Origin of the sequence: Agrobacterium sp. CGMCC 11546, assembly GCF_013365515.1 — a bacterium.
Lineage (GTDB): Bacteria > Pseudomonadota > Alphaproteobacteria > Rhizobiales > Rhizobiaceae > Agrobacterium > Agrobacterium fabrum.
Genome location: NZ_CP047387.1, coordinates 453928 through 476479, shown reverse-complemented (window position 1 = coordinate 476479; position 22552 = coordinate 453928). Strand labels below are relative to the sequence as shown.

Genomic DNA, 22552 nt, shown 5'->3' with positions numbered 1-22552 from the left:
GGTCCTATTTCCGCCCAACTCCGCTGGAATTGAAAGCTCTAGGCTTTTTTTTCCGGATTATGGCGTCAAAATAGCCGCACTGATTCGAATCCCAGAGGTATCCATGCGTCTTTCCCCGCTCGCGCGCACTTTTCTTGCCGCCGCCGGTCTTGCCATCATCGCCCCCGCCACCGCGGCGCTGGCGCAACAGCAGCCGCCCGGCACGCCGAAGTCGACGCATGGCGCATGGTCGGTCATCTGCGACAAGCCGGCAGGCGCATCCGAAGAACAATGCGCGCTGATGCAGAACGTGATTGCCGACGACCGCCCGGAAGTCGGCCTTTCGGTTGTCATCCTGAAAACCGCCGACCGCAAGTCGCGTATCCTGCGCATCCTCGCACCGCTCGGCGTGCTTCTGAAGGACGGCATGGAGCTTTACATCGACAACAACAATATCGGCCGCGCCTATTTCACCCGCTGCTTCTCCGAAGGCTGCTATGTGGAAGTCGATATTGATGACGAACTGCTGAAGGTGCTGCGTGCCGGCAAGAACGCCGTCTTCGCGTTGCGCGAATCCGTCGATCAGGACCGCGTCGGCATTCCGATCGAGCTTTCCGGCTTTGCCGAGGGCTACGACGCGCTTCCTTGAGGCATCGTCGTAACGGGCAGCCTTGCGTCTGCCCGTTCCAGTGCCTAAATCGGTCATGAACGATCATGACTGGAGCCTGAGATGACCGACGACCTTGTAAAACTCTTCGATTGCGATGAAACGCAATTGCGCAAGCTCGTCGGAGAGGCGCTTGCCGGTGCTGACGATGGTGAATTGTTCATCGAACATGCCCAGGCCGAATCGTTGACCTTCGACAATGGCCGCCTGAAGGGTGGATCCTTCAACACCGACCAGGGTTTTGGCCTGCGCGCCGTTGCCGGCGAGACGGTGGGTTACGCCCATGCAGGCGAGCTTTCCGAAGGGGCGCTGAAGCGCGCTTCGGATGCGGTGGGCGCTGTCACCAGGGGTTATTCCGGCTCCTATGCGGCCGCACCGCAGCGCACCAACAAGAAGCTCTACGGCGACGAAAACCCTATCGGCAGCCCGAGCTTTGAAGAAAAGGTGAAGCTGCTCACCGATATCGACGCCTATCTGCGCGACAGGGACGACAAGGTCCGGCAGGTGACGGCGACGATTTCCGCCAGCTGGCAGGTGGTGGATATTCTGCGCGCCGATGGCCATCGCGTCAGCGACATCCGTCCCATGACCCGCATCAACATTTCCGTTGTGGCGGGTGAAGGCGACCGGCAGGAAAGCGGCTCGTATGGCATTGGCGGCCGCGTCGGTTTCGGCGATTTCATCACCACGGAAAACTGGCAGCGCGGTGCCGATGAAGCGCTGCGGCAGGCGCTCGTCAACCTCACCGCCATCGATGCACCGGCCGGCACCATGGATGTCGTTCTCGGCTCCGGCTGGCCCGGCGTCATGCTGCACGAGGCGGTTGGCCATGGCCTTGAAGGCGATTTCAACCGCAAGAAGACCTCGGCCTTTGCCGGCCTGATGGGAGAAATGGTCGCCGCCCCCGGCGTGACGGTCGTGGATGACGGCACGATCGACAGCCGCCGCGGTTCGCTGACCATCGACGACGAAGGCACGCCCTCGGCTTATAATGTGCTGATCGAAAATGGCAGGCTCGTCGGATATATGCAGGACCGCCAGAACGCCCGGCTGATGGGCGCGAAGGCGACCGGCAACGGCCGCCGGCAGGGTTATGCCTATGTGCCGATGCCGCGCATGACCAATACCTACATGCTCTCCGGCGACAAGACGCCGGAAGAAATCATCTCCTCCGTGAAGAAGGGCATCTACGCCGTTTCCTTCGGCGGCGGCCAGGTGGACATCACCTCAGGCAAATTCGTGTTCGGCTGCACCGAGGCCTACCTTATCGAGAATGGCAAGATCGGCGCGCCGGTGAAGGGCGCGATGCTGATCGGCAACGGGCCGGATGCGATGAAGCGCGTCTCGATGATCGGCAATGATTCCAAGCTCGATACCGGCATTGGCAATTGCGGCAAGGCCGGGCAATGGGTGCCGGTTGGTGTCGGCCAGCCGCATCTGCGCATGGACCAGATCACCGTGGGTGGCACGAAGGCGTAGGTCAACGGCGCAGGCGCGGCGACAATTCTCACCCGCAGCGTCGCAGCCACCTACCAGCCCATAGCCTCACACATGGCTGCCATGATGAGGTTTCCTCTGGCGTGCAGACCGGAAGACGATAAGATCATCGTTTATGGCGGGCCATCCTCCCATCGCCCGGCCTGCGCGACAAAGGAGACCCTGACCATCATACGAAATGCCCTCGTTCCCGAGCTTGCCGTCAGCGACTGGCAGAAGAGCCGCGCATTTTATTGCGATCTGATCGGTTTTCATGTGGTTTATGAGCGGCCCGAAGAAGGGTTTGCCTATCTGGCGCTGGGCGATGCGCAGCTGATGATCGACCAGATTGGTGCCACCCGGACCTTTGTTTCGGGCAATGCTTCGCTCGACCCGCCGTTTGGCCGCGGCATGAACCTGCAGCTCGCCGTTCCTTCCCTGCAGCCCATTCTTTTCCGGCTCGAACGGGCCTTGATCGGTCTCGTGCTTGAGCCTGAAGAAAAATGGTACAGGCGCGGCACGGTCGAAGTGGGCAATCGGCAATTCATCGTCGCCGATCCGGATGGGTATCTGATCCGCCCGTTCGAAAGCCTCGGTGAACGTGCCTTCCGGTTCGGTTGAGCGACCATGCTGCCTTTTCTGCCGCACGCCGTGGTTTTCGACATGGACGGATTGCTGATCGAAAGCGAGACGCTCTATCGCGATTCGTTTCTGGCGGCCTCTGAGGAAGGCGGCCATGGCATGAAGGTCGAGACCTATCAGAAGGTTTGCGGCAGCCCGTGGGATGTCATCACCGGCACCATCTTTGCCGATTATGGCGCGGATTTTCCGATGGCAACCTTCCGTGACGCCTGGCTCCGGCATCTCGGCCTGATGATGGCCGACGGCGTGGCGCTGAAACCCGGCGTCGTCGAAATCCTCGATCTTCTCGACCGGCTCGATATCCGCCGCGCCATCGCCACCTCGTCGCGGCACGATTCGGTGACGCGCCATCTCGGCCCTTACAATCTTCTCAGACGTTTCGACGCCATCGTCGCGCGTGGCGATTATACCGAGCCGAAGCCTTCGCCCATGCCTTATCTCACCGCCGCACGGCGGCTAACGCTCGATCCTCGCCTGTGCCTTGCACTGGAAGATTCCTATTCCGGCGTACGCTCGGCGACATCGGCGGGCATGATGACGATCATGGTGCCCGATGTCGCACCGCCGACCGAGGAAATGCGGAAAAAGTGCGTTGCCGTCGCAAGCGACCTTCACGACGTGGCGGCCATGTTGGAAAAGCTGGAGCCTTCACGGTTTTGACGGCGTAAAGCGCCACTTGCGCTCGATCGCTCCTTCAATATCGAGACCGTTATAATGGGCCAGCAACAGCACATGGCCGAGGAGATCAGCGGTTTCGTCGGCGAGATCCCGCTTCATCTCTTCTTTGCTCCTACCCTTTATGCGCCCCCGTCCCGTCAGCCGGTTCCAGGCCTGTGTCACCTCGCCAACTTCTTCCTGAAGCTTCAGCATGTACCAGTCCGGGTCGCGGAATATTCCGTTTTCAGCGGCATATTTTTGCGAGGCCTCTTCAAACCGAGGCATCATGTCAGCAAACATTTGTTCATCCTTTGTTCCTGCCCTACAACTCTAATCATGATTCTCTGACCGCGTCGACCTGTCAGGCGTCACGCAGCCACGAACCGAAATTTCCGCGACATGCGCCCGCAAGCGAGATAGAGAAAAGATATTCGAACAAACGTGCCATCACCCATGTCCCATCTCGACTTCCTGTCGTCGCTCATCACCGCGCATAGTCCCATGCTGCTTGCCATGTTTGCCGGGGCCGCGTGCCTTGCCGGCCTTGCCCGCGGTTTTTCCGGTTTTGGTGCGGCGCTCATCTTCATTCCGCTTGCGAGCGCCATTGTCGGCCCGCGCATCGCCTCGGCGGTGCTGCTGGTGGTTGACGGCGTCCTGACGCTCGGCATGATCCCGCCCGCCTTTCGCATGGCGGACCGGCGCGAGGTTTTCATCATGGCCGCCGGCGCTTTTGTCGGCGTGCCCATTGGAACCCTACTGCTTTCAAAGGGTGATCCGCTGACTCTGCGCTGGCTCATCTCCGGCGTGGTCGTGGTGCTGCTGGTGTTTCTGGTGTCCGGCTGGCGTTACAGCGGCCGGCCGAAAACGCCGCTCACCCTCTTCACCGGGCTTCTGGCCGGGCTGTTTTCGGGGGCCGCGCAGCTGGGCGGCCCGCCGGTTGTCGCCTATTGGCTGGGCGGTGCGCTGAAAGGCGCTTTTGTGCGCGCCAATGTCATTCTTTATTTCGCGGTTTCGACAGTCTTCTCCATCGCCAGCTATTTTGTCAGTGGCCTGTTCACCGTCGATGTCTTCGTGTTTTTCCTGCTGGCCCTGCCCTTTTATGCGGTGGGCCTTTATGCCGGCGCGCGATTGCACGGGCTTGCCGATGAAGCGGCGTTCCGGCGCATCTGCTACGGCCTGATCGCCATTTCCGCCGTGATCGGCCTGCCGCTGTTTGATTCACTGCTGAAATAGGCAGGCCGCGATGGCCTGCCCTGATGGCGTTCAGGGATACATGCGGACCTTGGACCAGGCACCGTCGGGCGTCTCGCGACGGAATTCGATGCGGTCGTGCAGGCGAAACTTGCGGTCGTGCCAGAATTCGATGCTGACGGGGCGGATGCGGAAACCGGACCAATGGGACGGGCGCGGAATTTCGCCGATCGCATATCTGGCGGTATATTCGGCCACCGCCTTTTCCAGCGCGAAACGGCCTTCCAGCGGCCGCGACTGTTTGGAAGCCCAGGCGCCGATGCGGCTGCCGCGCGGGCGCGAGGCGTAATAGGCATCCGCCTCCTCGTCGCTCACGATCTCCACCTCACCGCGCAGACGCACCTGCCGGCGAAGGCTTTTCCAGTGGAAACACATGGCCGCTTTTTTCTGGCCGAGAATCTCTTGGCCCTTCTGGCTTTCGAAATTCGTGTAGAAAACAAAGCCGCGGTCATCGACACCTTTCAGCAGCACCATGCGCACATTCGGCAGGCCATTTTCGTCCACGGTCGCGAGCGCCACCGCGTTCGGATCGTTGATTTCAGAAGCCGTCGCATCCTTCAGCCATTCGGCAAAAAGCGCAAAAGGTTCATTTTCTTCCGTGAAGTCACTGGATGTTAACCCCGTTTCCGACATATTGACTAAAATGCTCCCGAGCTGATTTGGACCCCAGAGATGATCTCTGGCGATAGATGGTGACCGTCATAGCAAAGTCGAACAGTCGAACAAAGAGCCTCCTTTCGTCGGTAGCGGAAGTTTCCGCCGTCGTGTCGATGCTTGTGGTGCTGAGCGGTTGCGTCAGCCTTGACCTGTTCGGCGGCGACAAGGTCGACCGCTCGCTTTCCACCGCCTCCGTTCCCAACCAGCAGAATGGCAGTGTCCAGACCGACGACGTGACCATCCGCAACGCGGTCACATCGGCCGATCTTGCCAAGCTTGCCGACCAGCCGCTGCCCTGGGCCAATGCCGCCACCGGCAGCGCCGGCGTCATCACCACTATTCATGAAGACAAATCCAGCGGTTTCGTCTGCCGCAATTTCAAGACGACACGCCACTCCTTCGAGGGCGTGGCAGCTTATTCCGGACAGGCCTGCCTATCGGAAACCGGCGAATGGTTGATGACCCGCTTCGAGCAGAAATAATCTGTTTACCCTTCCATATGGAATAAAACCGGCCCTGCCCCGGCACGCTCCCTCCGTAAAGGAGTGATTAGCAACTTATTGCAACAGTCGGCGTTGATTAAACCGAGGGCGTGCAGGCGAATGATCGCAGGCATCCCTTTTCGGAGGGGTTAGTTTCAGGATTGCGCCATGAGCGGCGGCAGACTGAGCCAACGTAACTGGTGTTTCGCATGCGCGATCCATATTCAATCCTCGGCGTGAAACGTGACGCCCGCCACGAGGACATCAAGGCCGCCTGGCGCACGAAGGCGAAAACCGTCCATCCGGACGCCAATCGCGACGATCCCGATGCTTCGGCACGATTCGCCGAGATCGGGCAGGCCTACGATCTTCTGAAAGACCCCAAAAAGCGCGATCTCTACGATCAGGCCCGACAGGCGGCTGAGAAGAAGAAGCGCGGCGAAACCATCATGCAGCAGCGGGAAGCAGCGCGTGAGGCGGCCGAGCGCGCCAAGGCCGCCGAAAAGCTGATGGAAGAACTGGCCCGCGCGGATGCCCGCAACCGGGCGCAGACCGGCCAGAAAACCGATGCAAAGCCGGAAACCGCCGAAGATATCGTCGAGCGGATCTTTGGGGCGGATGCCCAGAACGACCCCAAGGTGCAGCAGGCTGCGGAAGCGGCGAAGGCTGCGGCAAGCGCCGCGAAAGGCGATATACCCGCCGCCGGTGATACTGCGCAGTCTGCCGCCGGCGATGACAGGACAGCGCCCGCCTCACTGGCCATCAACCTCTTCAACGCCCTCGTGCGCCGTTTCCGCCCCGCGCAACCGGCCGCGGAAAAGGTGCCTGATATCACGGCGGAAGCCACCGTCACGGTCGCCGATCTTCTGGAACATAAGTGGGTCACCCTGCAGCTTGCCGACGAACGCGAAATCCGCTTCCAGCTCGAGGCCGGCATGGCGGATGGGCATATCGTGCGGCTGAAGGGACAGGGGCTGAAGCTTCCCAACCTGGCGCGTGGCGATCTTGCCGTGACATTGCTGGCCGCCCGGGATGACGCCTTTTCGCTGCGTGGCTTCGACATCCATACGACCTTGCCGATCTCGCTCAGCGACGCGGTTCTCGGCTGCGAAGCGAAAGTCGCGACACCGCTCGGCGAAGAAAATATCACCATTCCGGCATGGTCCGGCTCGGACCGCGTGCTGAGGCTTGCCGGCAAAGGCCTTGCCGATGGCAAGGGCGGTTCCGGCGATCTGGTCATAGAATTGCGCATCGTCCTGCTCGAAAAGCCGGATGAGAAGGTAACCGACCTGATGCGTCACATGCGCGAAGGCCTGTATTTGTGAAAGTTTTGCGAATAGCCGGGACAAAGCACCCTTTGTTACGCTCCCTAACAGTTGATGATCTTTGGCAATCTTGAACAGGATTGCAGCCTATGCCATAGGCAGGACCGATCAAAAGTATTAGGGAGCACAAAATGGCTCAGGCATCCGGCCTCATGGCTGGCAAACGCGGCCTCATCATGGGCGTCGCCAATAACCGTTCAATCGCTTGGGGCATTGCAAAGGCCTGCGCTGATGCAGGTGCGGAACTCGCACTCACCTGGCAGGGTGACGCATTGAAGAAGCGCGTCGAGCCTCTCGCGCAGGAACTCGGCGCTTTCATGGCCGGCCATTGCGACGTGACCGATCTCGAGACGATCGACGCCGTTTTTGCCTCGCTGGAACAGCATTGGGGCAAGATCGACTTCGTCGTGCACGCCATTGCGTTCTCCGACAAGGACGAGCTGACCGGCCGTTATCTCGATACCAGCCGCGACAACTTCAACCGCACCATGGATATTTCCGTGTTCTCGCTGGCCGCCGTTGCAAAGCGCGCAGAGCCCATCATGAATGACGGCGGTTCGATCATCACGCTCACCTATTACGGCGCCGAAAAGGTCATGCCGAATTACAACGTGATGGGCGTGGCCAAGGCCGCTCTTGAAGCCAGCGTGCGTTATCTCGCCGTCGACCTCGGTAATCGCGGCATCCGCGTCAACGCCGTTTCCGCCGGCCCGATCAAGACGCTTGCGGCTTCCGGCATTGGCGATTTCCGTTACATTCTGAAGTGGAACGAATATAATGCGCCGCTGAAGCGCACCGTTACCATCGAGGAAGTCGGCAAGTCGGCGCTCTACCTGCTGTCCGACCTTTCAACGGCCGTGACCGGTGAAATCCACCATGTCGATTCCGGTTATCACACCATCGGCATGAAGGCAGTGGATGCGCCTGACATTTCGGTCGTTAAGGACTAAGCCTGCGACGTTTGAAAACGGGGTATCGCCTTGCTCGTCTATGTGATCCGACACGGACAAACGGACTGGAATGCGATACGCCGGCTTCAGGGCCAGAAAGACATTCCGCTCAATGATTTCGGCCGCCAGCAGGCGGTCGGCAATGGCAGGCTTCTCGCCCGCCTTTTGGGTGAACGGGCCACGGATTTCGATTATGTGGCAAGCCCGCTCGGGCGCACGCGCGAGACCATGGAACTGATGCGCGGCGCGATGGGTCTTGACCCTCTCGCCTACCGCACCGACGACCGTTTGATCGAAGTCTCCTTCGGCGACTGGGAGGGGCAGACCCTGCCCGACCTCAAGAAGGAATTCCCCGACCGGGTGAAGGCGCGCAAGGCCAATAAATGGGATTTCATTCCCCCCGGCCAGGATGCCGAAAGCTATGAAATCCTCTCCTGGCGCATCGGCGCATGGCTTTCCTCCGTGGAGGTGCCGACGATATGCGTCTGCCATGGCGGCGTCATCCGCTCGATCTTCCGGCTTGTTTCAGGCATGGACAAGGACGAGGCGTCGAGGACGCAAATCCCGCAGGACCGGATTTTGAAGGTCGAGATGGACAGAAACAGTGCGGAATGGATTTCGTGAGGGCTCAAGAAGCATAACCCTCGGCATTATCATCCCTGAGACGCTTTTATTTGGCTGAACGCCGCCGCTTCTTTCTTCTCCCCGGCGGAGAGAAGAAACGGATGCAATCGCTCGTTTCTCAACGGGCGTTTTAACGTAGTGACTGAGTAAGAGGGCGCAGCTTACTCAACGACCTGGAGATCGTCGACCACGCGTTTCCCATCCACTTCCGTGTAGAAAACCACGACTTTCACGCCCGCTTTCAGACCTTCGAAATTGAACTCTTCCGGCACGCGATAGGTCTTACCGTCATTGAGCGTAATGCTCAGCCCATTCGCATCGATCTTGCTGATCGTGCCTTCCACGTCGACGCTCTGGGCGAAGCTGTTGATGGGCATCAGGAGGTTGGCGGTGGCCAGAAGGGCGGCAATCATCATACGCATCGATCTAGCTTTCGTGAATTTGCGTGAAAACCTTACATGCATGAAGAATTGCCTTTCGAATGTGGCGGAAATTGCCCGCAACCATGACATTTTCGGCCCAATTGATGAACGGATTTCAAATCCTGTTCAAGCCGTTAGTGATTTTTACACCGCATTTTCCGGCAATATTGGAAAACTCGGGTTTAAGGTGGAAAACCTCGGCTCTTTTACAATTTCGTCACCTCGGAAAATCCGTCGACACCGTCGAATCGCTTTCCACCGCCCATGTCTGAGACTGTCGTTTTTCGTCGTTTCGGAAGTCGTGAACGGTACGTCACCTTCTTATCCCGTTTGCGATGAAAGAAAGGCTTTTGCCTTGCCCGGATTTTCCACTAAGACAAATCCGCTTGTTTTAAACGGCGCCGTCCACAGGCGCCCTGTTTCCGGTCTTGAGAACTATGTCGCATAACAGTTTCGGTCATCTTTTTCGCGTTACTACCTGGGGTGAAAGCCACGGGCCGTCACTTGGCTGTGTGGTGGATGGTTGCCCGCCCGGCATCCGCTTTAGCCTTGCCGAGGTGCAGCACTGGATGGACAAGCGCAAGCCCGGCCAGAGCCGCTTCGTGACCCAGCGCCGCGAGGATGACATCGTGAAGGTTCTGTCCGGCGTGATGCTGGACGAGGACGGCGAGACGATGACGACGACAGGCACGCCGATTTCCATGCTGATCGAAAATACCGACCAGCGCTCCAAGGACTACGGTGAGATTGCCAAGCGTTTCCGCCCCGGCCATGCGGATTTCACCTATGACCTGAAATACGGCATTCGTGATTATCGCGGCGGCGGGCGCTCCTCTGCGCGCGAGACGGCGGCCCGTGTCGCCGCCGGCGCAATCGCCCGCAAGGTGGTGCCAAGCCTCAATGTGCGTGGCGCGCTGGTGCAGATCGGCAAACACAAGATCAACCGCAACAATTGGGATTGGGGTCAGGTCGACCAGAACCCGTTCTTCTGCCCTGATGCCGAAATGGTGCCCGTCTGGGAAGAGTATCTCGACGGCATCCGCAAGTCCGGCTCCTCCATCGGCGCTGTCGTCGAAGTGGTGGCGGAAGGCGTTCCGGCCGGCATCGGCGCGCCGATCTATGCCAAGCTCGATCAGGATATCGCCTCCAGCCTGATGTCGATCAACGCCGTCAAGGGCGTGGAGATCGGCGAAGGTTTTGCCTCGGCCGAGCTTTCCGGCGAGGAAAATGCCGACCAGATGCGCATGGGCAATGACGGCAAGCCGATTTTCCTCTCCAACCATGCCGGCGGCATTCTGGGCGGCATCGCGACCGGCGAGCCTGTCATCGCCCGCTTCGCCATAAAGCCCACCTCCTCCATCCTGACGGAGCGCCTGTCCATCGATACCGATGGCAACAATGTCGATGTGCGCACCAAGGGCCGCCACGACCCCTGCGTCGGCATCCGCGCCGTTCCGATCGGTGAAGCGATGATCGCCTGCACCGTTGCCGACCATTACCTGAGAGACCGCGGCCAGACCGGCCGGTTGAAATAAGGGGATATCGCCATGGCTTATGATCAAAAACGCGTCGTCGACGCCATCCGCGCTTTCGAAGCCGGCGAAATCGTTGTCGTGACCGATGATGACGACCGCGAGAACGAAGGCGATCTGATCATTTCGGCGGTTCACTGCACGCCGGAAAAAATGGCGCTGATCGTGCGCCACACCTCCGGCATCGTCTGCGCGCCGATGCCGCGCGAAGAAGCCAAGCGTCTGAACCTCAACGCCATGGTGGCGGAAAACGATAGCGCCCATACGACGGCCTTCACCGTCAGCGTCGACTTCAAGCACGGCACAACCACCGGCATTTCCGCCGATGACCGCACCCTGACGGTGCGCAATCTTGCCAATCCCAATGTCGGCGCTTCCGACTTCACCCGGCCGGGCCATATTTTCCCGCTGATTTCCCGCGAAGGCGGCGTGTTGATGCGCTCCGGCCATACCGAAGCGGCCGTCGATCTCTGCCGGCTCGCCGGCCTGCCGCCCATCGGTGTCATCAGCGAGCTGGTGAATGACGACGGCAGCGTGATGCGCGGCCCGCAGGTTCTGGATTTCGCCGACAAGCACGGCATGAAACATGTGTCGGTTGCCGACCTCATCGCCTATCGCCAGCGCAAGGAAACACTGGTGGAGATGGAATCCTCCTTCACCATCGAGACGCCCTTCGGGCCGGCCAAGGCGCAGACCTATTCCCTGCCATGGGACCCGATGCAGCATATGGCGGTGATTTTCGGCGACATCAGGGACGGCGTCGACATTCCCGTTCGCCTGCATACGGAAAATGTCGCCGACGACGTATTCGGCGACCGCCAGCCAGTGCGGCATTATATGCAGAAGATCGCTGAAGAAGGCCGCGGCGTCATCGTTTATCTGCGCGAGGGCTCCGTCGGCGTCGGCCAGGTCGCCGGACGGCGCAAGGCGCGCGATCCCGATGAAGCGCATGCGCAGGCCCGCTCTCGCGAGAATGAATGGCTGGAAATCGGCCTTGGCGCACAAATCCTCAAAGACCTCGGCATCAGCTCCATCAAGCTGCTGACGACCCGCGAAAGGCATTATGTCGGGCTTGAAGGGTTCGGCATCCAGATTTCGGCGACGGATATCTGCTGATTTTAAGCTTCACTGACGCTGAGCATCAATTCGCCCATCGGTGAATATGGAGCGGGCGGATATCGCTTGTTTCTTCTCCCCGGCGGGAGAAGAAATATGCCGCAACCGAAAATGCAGCATCACGGATTGGTAACCTTGTGTCAGGGAGGCACCCGCCTCGCAATCATCCGTGTGAAAACCTCAGCTTTCCCCCCGCCATCCCTCAAGATAATTCACGCTCTCCACCCCTGTAAACCGCGCCAGCCTCACCAGTTCCGCATCGAGCTTCTCCAGTCGCCCGGCCGAAGCGCGCACACCGGGTTCGAGCCACAGGCGGCGTACATCCAGCATGCTGCGCTTGCGATCCGCCTTCATGTCGATGCGTCCAATAACACGGTCGCCCTCCAGAAGCGGGAAGACATAATAGCCATATTGCCGCTTCGGCTCCGGTACGAAGACCTCGATACGGTAATAAAAGCCGAATAGCCGTTCGGTGCGATTGCGGTCGCGCAGCAGCGGATCGAAGGGGCTCAAGACCCGGACGCGGGAAGACGGTTCCGGCACATCCGTCAGGTCAGCTGTGAAATCGGCGAAGGCAAAAGACGGGCGGGCAGTTTCGCCATCGCTGGAGAAAAGCGAGACCTCACACAATTCGTCGCGATGGCTTTTGACCCAGTCCCTCGCCTCCTGCGGGGTGACGAGATCGAAAAAGGCGGCGATTTCGCCGTGAGTGGCGAAACCCAGCCGCTTCAGCGCCTGACGGCAGGCCCAGTCGACGAATTCGGCGTGCTCCACCTCGGTTTCGTGATGCTCGCCGGGAATGACCCGTTCGGCCAGATCATAGACCTTCTGGAAATTCACGCGGCCGGCAATTGCGAGCTTGCCGGTGTGCCAGAGATATTCGAGGGCGGTCTTGGAGGGATGCCAGTTCCACCAGCCGCCGGACTGGTGCCCCTCCTCCTTCAACTCCCGCGCCAGAACGGGGCCTGTCGCGGCAATGCGCTGAAGCGTTTCGCCGAAAGCCGCATCAAAGCCCTCACCATGCCATTTGCGCCAGCGCTCCTGAATGATCGGTTCGCGGCGGCGGAAGCGATGTTTCCAATAGGGATAAAATTCCGTCGGCACGATGGAGGCATCATGTGTCCAGTGCTCGAAAAGCGCGCGGTCCTTTTCCAGCAGCGTGGTCAGATGGTCGCGCCGGTAGGTCTGGTTGCGGGAGAAGATAATCTGGTGGTGGGCGCGCTCCACCGTGCCGATACTATCCACCTGCACAAAACCGATATCGGTGATGAGCTGCAACAGGTCGCTCTTGGAAAGCGCCTTGCCGGGCGGCGAGGAAAGCCCCTGCCGCGCCAGAAAAATTCGTCTTGCCGCTTCGTTCGAAACCTTGATCACCATGGTGGCAAAGGTAGAACGGCTTTTTCAGGATTGCAATGTTCTTTTTTTGTTCCTTGTTTCACTTCTGTTGATGACGGGGTATAGAACCGGAAACGATCGCGAGGATAAAAGCTTGGAAATCCGTTTCGACGCCGCGGGTGTCGCTTTCGAGGGCCGGCAGGCCCTGCAGCCGCTGTCCTTGACATTGATCGAACGGCGTATCGGGGTGATCGGCCTCAACGGCTCGGGCAAGACGACCTTTGCGCGGCTGATCAACGGGCTGAACAAGCCAAGCCAAGGCAAGGTTTCGGTGAACGGTCTCGATACCGTGGCGGACGCCAAAGCGATCTTGCAGATGGTCGGCTTCATCTTCCAGAATCCACAGAACCAGATCATCCTGCCGATCGTACGCGACGATGTCGCCTTCGGTCTCAAGCGGCTCGGTCTCGGCAAAACGGAAATCGAAAACCGGGTGAAGGCCGTTCTCGCCCGGCTCGCTGTTTCCCATCTTGAGGAACGGCGCGCGCATGAGCTTTCCGGCGGGGAGTTGCAGCTTGCGGCGCTGGCCGCGCTGCTGGTCACCGAACCGCAAATCCTCATCCTCGACGAGCCGACCAACCAGCTTGATCTCAAAAACCGGGCTATCGTGGAAAAGACCATGGCGGCGCTGTCGCAGTCCCTAATCGTCATCACCCACGACCTGCCGTTGCTGCAAGGCTTTGATCGCGTTCTGGTTTTCCACGGTGGCGCGCTGGTTGCCGATGCCGGCCCCGAAGAGGCGGTGGCACGCTATCTGGAGGTGGCGGCGCAATGAAATCGCTGCATGTGGAAGGCACGGGCTGGCTCTACCGCGTCTCGCCGCGCCTCAAACTCCTGACGCTCATGGGCTTCAGCATCGCGCTGTTCCTCACCCGCGACCTCGTTCTGTTGGGATGCGCCGCTATTCTGGCCGCCGTAATCCTGCGCGAGACCCGGCTGCCGTTCCGGGAAATCGGACTGCGGCTACGCCCGGTGATGCTCACCATCTTCCTTGTCGCCGCCTTCAGCTATCTGCTGCTTCCCGCCCAAGATGCAACGGTCAATCTTTTGAGACTGACGGCGCTGGCGCTGCTTGCCACCGCCGTCACCATCACCGTCAGCATCTCGCAGTTTATGGATGAGATCACGCTTGCCGCCGCGCCGCTTGAAAGGCTGGGGCTGGTGAAGGCTGCCGATATCGGGCTTGCGGTCGGGCTCGTCGTGCGGTTTGTGCCTGAGATCGTCGACCGTTACCATGCGGTGCGTGATGCGCATCGCGCGCGCGGCCTGCCCGTGCGGATGGCGACCATCATCGTGCCACTGGTGATTATGACGTTGAAGGATGCCGATGCCATTGCCGACGCCATTGACGCGCGCGGTTTCAGAGGCCAAAGCTTTCGGCCAGACAACCATCCGGAGTTTTGAGCGCCATGACGACCCGCGACCTTGTGCTGATTTCGCTGTTTTCCGCCATCATCATCGCACTTGGGCTGCTGCCGCCGATCACGCTCGGTTTCATTCCGGTGCCCATCACCGCGCAGTCGCTTGGCGTCATGCTTGCGGGCGTTGTGCTGGGGGCAAAACGCGGCACGCTCGCGGTTCTGCTGACGATCCTGATTGCCGGCATCGGCCTTCCTGTCCTTTCCGGTGGACGCGGCGGCCTTTCCATCTTCACCACCCCGACGACAGGCTTCCTGATCGGCTGGATCGCAGCCGTATTCGTCACCGGTTTCCTCTCGGAGAAATTTGTCCATAGCGGCCAGTCGGCCCTGGCGCAGGGCGTCGGCTTCTTCGTCGCCAGCCTGATCGGTGGCGTGGTGGTGCTTTATGCTTTCGGCATCACCTATCTGGCGCTGGTCGTCGGGCTTGGTTTCGAAAAGGCCTTCATGGGCTCGCTCCTCTTCATTCCGGGCGATGCGCTGAAGGCCGTTCTTGCCGCACTGGCCGGCCGCGCCGTCATGGCCGGTTATCCGCTGCTGCCGCAGCGCGCCTGATCGAGCTTTCTCCGGGAGGACAAGAATGGCGACCCGCCTATACGAACATCCAATCTTCCTTGAGCATATCACGCCCGAAGGCCACCCCGAGCGGCCGGACCGTCTGCGGTCGCTGAACATCGCGCTTGAACATCCGAATTTCGAGCGGCTGGACCGGAAGGAAGCACCGCAGGCCAATGAGGATGCGGTGCTTCTGGCGCATCCGGAAGAGCATCTCCTTGCCGTCATGCGGCAGGTGCCGGAAGAGGATGGCGAGATCAACCGGATCGAGTCCGACACCTATCTCTCGCCAAAAAGCCTGCAGGCGGCGCTGACAGGCATCGGCGCTGCCATGGCGGCGGTGGATGACGTGTTTACCGGTGCGGCCGACAATGTCTTCGTCGCTGCCCGCCCACCCGGCCACCACGCGGAAACCGCAAAGGCCATGGGTTTCTGTCTCTTCAACAATGTGGCGATTGCCGCCCGCCATGCGCAAAAGGCGCACGGTGCAGAGCGCATTGCCATCATCGACTGGGACGTGCATCACGGCAACGGCACGCAGGATATCTTCTGGAACGACACATCCGTGCTGTTTTGTTCCACCCATCAGATGCCGCTCTACCCGTGGAGCGGCGATAAAAACGAAACCGGCGTGAAGAACAATATCATCAACGCGCCGCTTTCGCCCAATACCGGCAGCGACCATTTTCGCGAAGCGTTCAAATCGCGGGTTCTGCCGGCAATCGCCGATTTTTCGCCTGACCTCATCCTCATCTCCGCCGGTTTTGACGCGCATCACCGCGATCCGCTGGCGCAGATCAATCTGGTGGGCGAGGATTTTGACTGGGCGACAGGCCGGCTTCTGGAAATGGCCGATAAATACGCCTCCAACCGGGTCGTCAGCCTGCTGGAAGGTGGTTATGATCTGGAAGGGCTGGCGGAATCGGCAGCCATGCATATTTTGAGAATGATGAAGGGTTGAACATGACGGAAAATGCCAACACAGCCGATGTCAGCGGTTATTCTTTCGAAAAAGCCGTCGCCGAGCTGGAAAGCATTGTCGCACGTCTGGAACGCGGCGACGTGGCGCTGGACGAATCCATCGCCATCTACGAGCGCGGCGAAGCCCTGAAGAAACATTGCGAAACGCTGCTGAACGCCGCCGAGAAGCGGATCGAGAAAATCCGCCTCGACCGTGCCGGCAAACCGCAGGGCGTGGAGCCGCTGGACGGGGAGTGATTGGCCCTTCCCTCATTCCTGTGCCTGTCACAGGAATCTAGCCAGACCAAGTCCTTGGGCTGAAAAGACTCTTCCCGCCGCGCAGACGCGCGTCGGCTGGATTCCTGTGACAATCACAGGAATGAGGGAGGTTGGGAGGAGATGATCAATTACCGCCCTCGCATCCAGTGACAATGCACAAACACAGCGTTCGACATCCCGACACTCCCCCTCGCCGTCCGTTATGATAAACTCCCGCCTGACGATACGAGGAGCTGACCATGTCCTTCTTTCCCGGTAACGATCCCGTCGCGGGTGATGCCTTTGCCTGCGATGCCATCGAGAACCTCATCATTCCCCGCACCAGCGATATTGGCGGCTTTGCCGTGCGGCGTGCGCTGCCAACGCGGCAGCGGCGGCTTGTCGGTCCGTTCATCTTTTTCGACCGCATGGGCCCGGCGATCCTGAAGGCCGGTGAGGCGCTGGACGTCAAGCCGCACCCGCATATCGGGCTTTCCACCGTTACCTATCTGTTCGACGGCGAAATCAAGCATCGCGACAGTCTCGGTACCGAGCTCGTCATCCGCCCCGGCGATATTAACCTGATGACGGCCGGGCGCGGCATCGTGCATTCGGAACGCACGCCGGAAAACCTGCGTGGTCATCCACTGTCCATGTCCGGCCTGCAGACCTGGCTTGCGCTTCCCGACCATATGGAAGAAATCGCCCCGGCCTTTGCTCACACGGCGAAAGAAGACATGCCGCTGATCGATATCAAAGGTGCGTCGGGCCGGGTGGTGATCGGCGAATTCGAAGGGCTCACCTCCCCCGTTTCGGCCTTTACCGATACGCTTTATGTCGATCTTTCGCTGGAGCCGGGGGTAAAATTCCCCTTCTCTGCCGATCATGAGGAGCGGGCGATCTATATTTTGTCCGGTTCACTGGATGTGGCCGGGGATATCTTCGCAGCCGATCAGCTGCTTGTCTTCCGGCCGGGCGACGACATCACGCTGCAGGCCGGCAGCAATGGCTGTCACATCATGATTTTTGGCGGGGCAGCACTCAATCAGCGCCGTTACATCTGGTGGAACTTCGTTTCGTCATCAAAAGAACGCATAGAACAGGCCAAACAGGAGTGGAGAACCGGACGCTTCGATATCGTTCCCGGCGACGAAGAAGAGTTTGTCCCTTTGCCGGAAGGTTGAAATTCTATAGAAGTATACGACATGCAGGGCTCACCCGCCGGCTTTCGCGATAGAGGGCACCCTGCGGACCACCAGAAAAGGCCGAACGATTGACCGGAATGCCACAGACACCATTGCTCGACCGGGTGAATTTTCCCTCCGATCTCAAGGAGATCGATGATCGCGACCTGCCGGAACTGGCACGGGAACTGCGCGACGAGATGATTGACGCGGTGTCGAAGACCGGTGGCCATCTGGGTGCCGGCCTCGGTGTGGTGGAACTGACGATTGCCATTCACAAGGTGTTCAACACGCCGGAAGACCGGCTGATCTTCGATGTCGGCCACCAATGTTATCCGCACAAAATCCTGACCGGCCGGCGTGACCGCATCCGCACGCTTCGACAGGAAGACGGGCTTTCCGGTTTCACGCGGCGGGCCGAAAGCGAATATGACGATTTTGGCGCCGGCCATTCCTCCACCTCCATTTCCGCCGGTCTCGGCATGGCGGTGGCGGCGGGGCTCGATGGCAGCGACCGCAAGGTCATCGCCGTCATCGGCGACGGTTCGATGTCGGCCGGCATGGCGTTCGAAGCGCTCAACAATGCCGGTGCACTCGATGCGCGGCTGATCGTCATCCTCAACGACAACGACATGTCGATTGCGCCGCCGACGGGCGCGATGAGCGCTTATCTGGCGCGGCTGGCCTCCGGCCGCACCTATATGGGCTTTCGTGATTTCGGCAAGAAACTGACGGCCTATCTCGGCAAGACCATCGACCGCGCCATTACCCGCGCCGTGACCCATGCGCGTGGTTACGTGACCGGCGGCACGCTGTTCGAGGAGCTTGGCTTCTATCACATCGGCCCGATCGACGGTCATTCCTTCGATCACCTTTTGCCGGTGCTTCGCAATGTGCGCGACAACCAGAAAGGTCCTGTCCTCATCCATGTGGTGACGCAGAAGGGCAAGGGTTACGCGCCGGCGGAAGCGGCAGCGGACAAATATCACGGCGTCAACAAGTTCGACGTCATCACCGGCGCGCAGGCGAAAGCCAAGCCGAATGCGCCGAGCTATACCAGCGTATTTGCCGAAGCGTTGATCCAGGAAGCGACCCTCGACGAGAAGATCATCGGTGTCACCGCCGCCATGCCGAATGGTACCGGGCTGGACAAGATGGCCGAGCTTTTCCCGGCCCGCACCTTCGATGTCGGCATTGCCGAGCAGCACGCCGTCACCTTCGCGGCCGGGCTCGCGGCCGATGGTTACAAGCCGTTCTGCGCGCTTTATTCCACCTTCCTGCAACGCGGTTACGACCAGCTGGTGCATGATGTGGCGATCCAGAGCTTGCCCGTGCGTTTCCCCATCGATCGCGCCGGCTTCGTCGGTGCCGACGGACCGACCCATGCCGGTTCGTTCGATACGACTTTCCTCGCCACCCTGCCCGGCATGGTGGTGATGGCGGCGGCTGACGAGGCGGAGCTGAAACATATGGTCCGCACGGCGGCGGCTTACGATGAAGGCCCGATTTCATTCCGTTATCCGCGCGGCGAAGGTGTCGGCGTCGAAATGCCGGCACGCGGTGAGATTCTCCAGATCGGCAAAGGCCGCATCATCAAGGAAGGCACCAAGGTTGCCCTCCTCTCCTTCGGAACGCGGCTTGCGGAATGCCTTGCGGCCGCCGAAGATCTCGATGCCGCGGGCCTTTCGACTACGGTTGCCGATGCGCGTTTTGCCAAGCCGCTCGATCTCGATCTCATCCGCCAGCTTGCCGCCCATCACGAGGTTCTGGTAACGATCGAGGAAGGTTCTGTCGGCGGTTTCGGTGCACATGTGCTGCATTTCATGGCCAGCGCCGGGTTACTCGACCATGGCCCGAAGGTTCGGACCCTGACCCTGCCCGACCAGTGGGTGGAGCAGGCCAAGCCTGAGACCATGTATGCCAATGCCGGCCTTGACCGCGCCGGCATTGTTTCCACCGTGTTTAATGCGCTCGGCCAGCGTCAGGCCGGCGTCGGTTTCGCCGGCTGACAAGATTGCCGGGACAGGAGGCGGGGCTATCCCGCCTCTTTCTCAGGATGCCGCGCCATCGAGGAAACCGACGACATTGTCGATCCGTCCCTCGGCATTCAGGCTGACGACATCGGTACCACCCGCAACATCATCCCCATCAGGCGAAATGAGCCGCCATGAGAAACGGGTGAAGTTGCCGTGGCCATCCGGGGTGCCGGCAAGAACGAAACGATATCCCGGAAATTTCTGCCGCGCCGCCTCGATCATCGCGGCAATCCCCTGCTGGCCTTCGCCCCGCATCAGCGGATCGACATAGCGCGTATTTTCTGCCCATGCCTGACCGACGAGATGCCTGCGGCGTTCATTGTCCTCTTCGTTCCAGGCTGCGAGATAGGTCTGGGCGATTGTGAGATGTTGCGTCATGGTTGCGCTCCTTCTGGTTGACGGCCCAAACATGCCGGCGGTCGGGAAGCGGAACAATTACCTCAGAGGTAATCGCATTGCCGATATGTTCTGCTAGGCTGCGGGGCATGACACATCATCGGGAACATGTCGGTCAGGTACTGAAGGAATGGCGTGCCCGCCGCAGGCTGAGCCAGCTCGATCTGGCGATAGAGGCGGACATATCGGCGCGCCATCTGAGCTTCGTGGAAAGCGGGCGTTCATCCCCCAGCCGCGAGATGCTCGCGAAACTGGCGGAGCAGCTTTCCATGCCCGCCCGCGCCGCCAACCGGCTGATGCTGGCGGCGGGTTATGCACCTGTTCATTCCGAACGGTCACTGGATGCACCTGACATGACGGCAGCCCGGCAAGCCGTCGAAACCGTGGTGCATGGGCATATGCCCTTCCCCGCCCTTGCCGTCGACCGGCACTGGAACGTGGTTCTCGCCAATGATGCGATCACATCGCTGCTTGCCGGCGTTTCCGCCGAGCTGCTTCAGTCGCCGCTCAATGCCTTGCGGCTGAGCCTACATCCCGACGGCCTGAGTTCCCGCATCGTCAACCTTGCCGAATGGCGGCACCACCTGCTGGAGCGGTTGAAACGCCAGGTGGAAGAAACCGGAGACGACGTGCTTTCCCGCTTGTATGCGGAGCTTGCGTCCTATCCCGCACCGAAGCTTTCTGCCCAGGCCGACGGGGCCGATCCGCTGGCGATACCGCTCCAGCTTCATGATCCGTCTTCGGGCGCTATCCTCAGCTTCATTTCAACCACCACGGTTTTCGGTACCGCGACCGATGTCACACTGTCCGAACTGGTGCTGGAATGTTTCTACCCCGCCGATGCGGCAACCCGCGCGGCCCTGATGCAAGGCACCCAGGAGTAAGACCCGTGTATACCACCTATCTCATCGGCTTTCAGGTGCGCCCCGGCCAGCGCGAGCGTTTTCTCGAATTGCTGAACGCGCTGCTCGACGCCATGCGACACGAAAAGACCTTCGTGAACGCAACCCTGCACCGGGATGGTGAAAACGAGAACCGCTTCCTGCTGCACGAAACCTGGAGCGACCATCAGGACGTCATCGACGTTCAGATCAACCGCCCCTATCGACAGGCGTGGCACGATGCCCTGCCCGATCTTCTGGATGCGCCGCGGGATATTTCCGTCTGGCATCCCATGCGGGCCGACCACGCCACATAACGAAATGGACCGTGAAGAAGCCCCGCGCACGAGACGCGGGTCCTCTGCGCACGCTAGGATTTTTGCGACACTATCCGCGGCTCGCCGATCTTGAACCAAGCCTTGGCGATCCTGCCGTTTTCGACTTCATAGATGCAGGCAACGTCGACCTCTCCCTTTCCTTCCGGAAAGTTCCGCGTGACGGTCTCATGGTCGATGACGACATTTCCAACAATAACGCGCGTCAGCAGTTCCCCGTATAAATCCGGCTCCTTGAAGCGCTCGATGTGGCGCTCTCGTATCTCGGCCGCGTTTCCTGCCAGAAGCGTCGCCGGGAACGCATAATACTGACAATCATCCGCCCACCAGGCCATGAATGCATCGATGTCGCGGGCATTATAGGCCTCCAGCTGCTTTTGCACCGGGAGTTCGATTTCACTGTTCAAAACGCACCTCTTTTAGAAAAGCCGTCGTGGCGAAATGGATTTTTAAAGGAGTGAATGCCCTGCATTTGCCAGCAGGTCGGCTGTTTTCTCCAGATCATTGGATTTCACCAGCAGGTGGTCGCCATCGAAAGTCGAAACCACGAATATTCCTATTCCATTGGTCGACAACGGCGAGATGACCGACAGCACGATGCCGGTCTCATCAAAGGCAAACGGACCCTGAAACTTGAAACACGACCAATCCGCATCGACCCGCACATCCTGCGGTATGCGATCTTCCCGGCAAACAATGGAAAGTTCGTCATCGGTTTGGCTGATGCTGACAAATCCGCCACCGTCGGCCCACGCCGGAATGGGATCAGACGCCTGAAGCCGCGCCACCCCGTATGAGCCATCCAAAACCTGCAATTTAACGTGAGGCGCCATCTGGAAATTACCTTTTTGAAAAACCGCGACGGCTCCGGTTAAAGCCGGATCGCCGTTTCCTCTTTCGCCGTCTTGATGACCACCATGGTGAAGAAGCGTGCGACATTGTGCTGGTCGCGGAAAAGCCGGTCACACAGGGCGTCGAATTCCTCCATGTCGCGCAGCCGCAGCATCAGCACGACATCGGTTGCGCCGGTGACCGCATAGGCGTGGGATACGGCCTCTTCGGCGCTCGCAATGTCCAGAAAGCGGCGCATATGCTGCTCGCCGTGCAGTTTCAGCTCCACCGTCACCAGCGCCTTGAGGACACGTCCCGCCTTGGCGGGGTTAAGGATCGCGACAATGCGGTCGATCACGCCGGATGCGCGCAGGCGTTGCAGGCGGCGCAGGCAGCTGGAAGGCGACAGCCCCACCTCATCAGCCATATCCACATTGGTGCGCGAGGCGTCGCCCTGCAGAATATTCAGTAATTTCCGGTCGATCCGATCCATGCTGGCAGCATAGCTGCCTTCCATGCATTT

At 60.0% G+C, this 22552-nt stretch carries 29 protein-coding genes; 21 read left to right on the top strand and 8 right to left on the bottom strand.

The annotated features are described in order from the left end of the window. The first annotated feature begins 103 nt into the window (after positions 1-103). The 4 genes from GSF67_RS02415 to GSF67_RS02400 all read left to right on the top strand — a co-directional run bounded on the left by GSF67_RS02415 (position 104) and on the right by GSF67_RS02400 (position 3424). Positions 104-628 (top strand): invasion associated locus B family protein, encoded by a 525-nt coding sequence (locus GSF67_RS02415; protein WP_006309818.1) that lies wholly within the window; start codon positions 104-106, stop codon positions 626-628. Between the two features lie 81 nt (positions 629-709). Then, positions 710-2125, top strand: a complete 1416-nt coding sequence (tldD, locus tag GSF67_RS02410; RefSeq protein ID WP_006309817.1) for a metalloprotease TldD — start codon at positions 710-712, stop codon at positions 2123-2125. A gap of 180 nt (positions 2126-2305) precedes the next feature. Further along, entirely contained in the window at positions 2306-2743 is a 438-nt protein-coding gene (locus GSF67_RS02405; RefSeq protein ID WP_035214493.1) for a VOC family protein, read from the top strand. Between the two features lie 6 nt (positions 2744-2749). Further along, the gene (locus GSF67_RS02400; RefSeq protein WP_006309815.1) at positions 2750-3424 is read left to right on the top strand and encodes an HAD family phosphatase; all 675 of its coding nucleotides are present in this window, start codon (positions 2750-2752) and stop codon (positions 3422-3424) included. On the opposite strand, the gene GSF67_RS02395 is transcribed toward GSF67_RS02400, so the two are convergent. After that, positions 3413-3721 (bottom strand): MazG nucleotide pyrophosphohydrolase domain-containing protein, encoded by a 309-nt coding sequence (locus GSF67_RS02395; RefSeq protein ID WP_006309814.1) that lies wholly within the window; start codon positions 3719-3721, stop codon positions 3413-3415. The genes GSF67_RS02400 and GSF67_RS02395 overlap by 12 nt on opposite strands. A gap of 153 nt (positions 3722-3874) precedes the next feature. Here GSF67_RS02395 and GSF67_RS02390 point away from each other — a divergent pair, with 153 nt between their 5' ends. Continuing rightward, entirely contained in the window at positions 3875-4654 is a 780-nt protein-coding gene (locus GSF67_RS02390) for a sulfite exporter TauE/SafE family protein (RefSeq protein WP_006309813.1), read from the top strand. A 30-nt stretch (positions 4655-4684) separates the two neighbouring features. On the opposite strand, the gene pdxH is transcribed toward GSF67_RS02390, so the two are convergent. After that, positions 4685-5305: a pyridoxamine 5'-phosphate oxidase gene (gene pdxH / locus GSF67_RS02385; protein ID WP_006309812.1), complete on the bottom strand. Its 621-nt coding sequence runs from the start codon at positions 5303-5305 to the stop codon at positions 4685-4687. Between the two features lie 56 nt (positions 5306-5361). Here pdxH and GSF67_RS02380 point away from each other — a divergent pair, with 56 nt between their 5' ends. From GSF67_RS02380 to GSF67_RS02365, 4 genes are all read left to right on the top strand, one after another. Continuing rightward, a complete protein-coding gene (locus tag GSF67_RS02380) occupies positions 5362-5811 on the top strand; it encodes an RT0821/Lpp0805 family surface protein (RefSeq protein ID WP_035214484.1) in 450 nt (149 codons plus the stop codon). 209 nt (positions 5812-6020) lie between these two features. Beyond that, positions 6021-7136, top strand: coding sequence for a DnaJ C-terminal domain-containing protein (locus tag GSF67_RS02375; protein WP_035214482.1), 1116 nt, complete (start codon positions 6021-6023; stop codon positions 7134-7136). A 131-nt stretch (positions 7137-7267) separates the two neighbouring features. Further along, the gene (fabI, locus tag GSF67_RS02370) at positions 7268-8086 is read left to right on the top strand and encodes an enoyl-ACP reductase FabI (RefSeq protein ID WP_006309809.1); all 819 of its coding nucleotides are present in this window, start codon (positions 7268-7270) and stop codon (positions 8084-8086) included. Between the two features lie 30 nt (positions 8087-8116). Next, positions 8117-8710: a histidine phosphatase family protein gene (locus GSF67_RS02365; RefSeq protein ID WP_006309808.1), complete on the top strand. Its 594-nt coding sequence runs from the start codon at positions 8117-8119 to the stop codon at positions 8708-8710. A 161-nt stretch (positions 8711-8871) separates the two neighbouring features. Here GSF67_RS02365 and GSF67_RS02360 read toward each other — a convergent pair whose 3' ends face one another. Beyond that, complete coding sequence (locus GSF67_RS02360) at positions 8872-9132, bottom strand: DUF1344 domain-containing protein (RefSeq protein ID WP_006309807.1); 261 nt, start codon at positions 9130-9132, stop codon at positions 8872-8874. Positions 9133-9172: 40 nt separating this feature from the next. Here GSF67_RS02360 and GSF67_RS02355 point away from each other — a divergent pair, with 40 nt between their 5' ends. The 3 genes from GSF67_RS02355 to ribB are packed head-to-tail and all read left to right on the top strand — an operon-like array spanning position 9173 to position 11780. After that, positions 9173-9580 carry a hypothetical protein gene (locus GSF67_RS02355; RefSeq protein ID WP_162992203.1) on the top strand — a complete coding sequence of 136 codons (408 nt, stop codon included), beginning with the start codon at positions 9173-9175 and terminating at the stop codon, positions 9578-9580. After that, the gene (gene aroC / locus GSF67_RS02350) at positions 9570-10667 is read left to right on the top strand and encodes a chorismate synthase (protein ID WP_006309805.1); all 1098 of its coding nucleotides are present in this window, start codon (positions 9570-9572) and stop codon (positions 10665-10667) included. Before GSF67_RS02355 ends, aroC begins: the two co-directional genes overlap by 11 nt. 12 nt (positions 10668-10679) lie before the next feature. Then, the gene (gene ribB, locus GSF67_RS02345; RefSeq protein WP_006309804.1) at positions 10680-11780 is read left to right on the top strand and encodes a 3,4-dihydroxy-2-butanone-4-phosphate synthase; all 1101 of its coding nucleotides are present in this window, start codon (positions 10680-10682) and stop codon (positions 11778-11780) included. 180 nt (positions 11781-11960) lie between these two features. Here ribB and GSF67_RS02340 read toward each other — a convergent pair whose 3' ends face one another. Next, complete coding sequence (locus GSF67_RS02340) at positions 11961-13157, bottom strand: winged helix-turn-helix domain-containing protein (protein WP_006309802.1); 1197 nt, start codon at positions 13155-13157, stop codon at positions 11961-11963. Between the two features lie 112 nt (positions 13158-13269). Between GSF67_RS02340 and GSF67_RS02335 the strand changes: the two genes are divergently transcribed. The 7 genes from GSF67_RS02335 (at position 13270) to dxs (ending at position 19559) form a co-directional block, all read left to right on the top strand. Next, positions 13270-13950: an energy-coupling factor ABC transporter ATP-binding protein gene (locus tag GSF67_RS02335; RefSeq protein WP_035214492.1), complete on the top strand. Its 681-nt coding sequence runs from the start codon at positions 13270-13272 to the stop codon at positions 13948-13950. Next, on the top strand, positions 13947-14579 hold the full coding sequence (locus GSF67_RS02330) for an energy-coupling factor transporter transmembrane protein EcfT (protein WP_006309801.1): 633 nt from the start codon (positions 13947-13949) through the stop codon (positions 14577-14579). Before GSF67_RS02335 ends, GSF67_RS02330 begins: the two co-directional genes overlap by 4 nt. A 5-nt stretch (positions 14580-14584) precedes the next feature. Then, entirely contained in the window at positions 14585-15148 is a 564-nt protein-coding gene (locus GSF67_RS02325; RefSeq protein ID WP_006309800.1) for a biotin transporter BioY, read from the top strand. Between the two features lie 25 nt (positions 15149-15173). After that, complete coding sequence (locus tag GSF67_RS02320) at positions 15174-16109, top strand: histone deacetylase family protein (RefSeq protein WP_006309799.1); 936 nt, start codon at positions 15174-15176, stop codon at positions 16107-16109. Positions 16110-16111: 2 nt separating this feature from the next. Beyond that, positions 16112-16366: an exodeoxyribonuclease VII small subunit gene (locus GSF67_RS02315; RefSeq protein WP_003503059.1), complete on the top strand. Its 255-nt coding sequence runs from the start codon at positions 16112-16114 to the stop codon at positions 16364-16366. A 260-nt stretch (positions 16367-16626) separates the two neighbouring features. Beyond that, the gene (locus GSF67_RS02310) at positions 16627-17550 is read left to right on the top strand and encodes a pirin family protein (protein WP_006309798.1); all 924 of its coding nucleotides are present in this window, start codon (positions 16627-16629) and stop codon (positions 17548-17550) included. A gap of 89 nt (positions 17551-17639) precedes the next feature. Continuing rightward, positions 17640-19559 carry a 1-deoxy-D-xylulose-5-phosphate synthase gene (dxs, locus tag GSF67_RS02305; protein ID WP_035214476.1) on the top strand — a complete coding sequence of 640 codons (1920 nt, stop codon included), beginning with the start codon at positions 17640-17642 and terminating at the stop codon, positions 19557-19559. A 42-nt stretch (positions 19560-19601) separates the two neighbouring features. On the opposite strand, the gene GSF67_RS02300 is transcribed toward dxs, so the two are convergent. After that, positions 19602-19964 carry a nuclear transport factor 2 family protein gene (locus GSF67_RS02300; RefSeq protein ID WP_006309796.1) on the bottom strand — a complete coding sequence of 121 codons (363 nt, stop codon included), beginning with the start codon at positions 19962-19964 and terminating at the stop codon, positions 19602-19604. A gap of 107 nt (positions 19965-20071) precedes the next feature. Here GSF67_RS02300 and GSF67_RS02295 point away from each other — a divergent pair, with 107 nt between their 5' ends. Together GSF67_RS02295 and GSF67_RS02290 are read left to right on the top strand one after the other, a co-directional pair. Then, positions 20072-20866 (top strand): helix-turn-helix domain-containing protein, encoded by a 795-nt coding sequence (locus GSF67_RS02295; protein ID WP_006309795.1) that lies wholly within the window; start codon positions 20072-20074, stop codon positions 20864-20866. Between the two features lie 5 nt (positions 20867-20871). After that, positions 20872-21180, top strand: a complete 309-nt coding sequence (locus tag GSF67_RS02290) for a putative quinol monooxygenase (RefSeq protein WP_006309794.1) — start codon at positions 20872-20874, stop codon at positions 21178-21180. 53 nt (positions 21181-21233) lie between these two features. On the opposite strand, the gene GSF67_RS02285 is transcribed toward GSF67_RS02290, so the two are convergent. From GSF67_RS02285 to GSF67_RS02275, 3 genes are read right to left on the bottom strand one after another with little or no spacing between them, the layout of a single operon-like run. After that, positions 21234-21605 (bottom strand): nuclear transport factor 2 family protein, encoded by a 372-nt coding sequence (locus GSF67_RS02285; protein WP_006309793.1) that lies wholly within the window; start codon positions 21603-21605, stop codon positions 21234-21236. Positions 21606-21647: 42 nt separating this feature from the next. After that, a complete protein-coding gene (locus GSF67_RS02280; protein ID WP_035214470.1) occupies positions 21648-22031 on the bottom strand; it encodes an ACT domain-containing protein in 384 nt (127 codons plus the stop codon). Between the two features lie 38 nt (positions 22032-22069). Continuing rightward, positions 22070-22522 (bottom strand): Lrp/AsnC family transcriptional regulator, encoded by a 453-nt coding sequence (locus GSF67_RS02275; RefSeq protein ID WP_035214491.1) that lies wholly within the window; start codon positions 22520-22522, stop codon positions 22070-22072. Positions 22523-22552 lie beyond the last annotated feature (30 nt).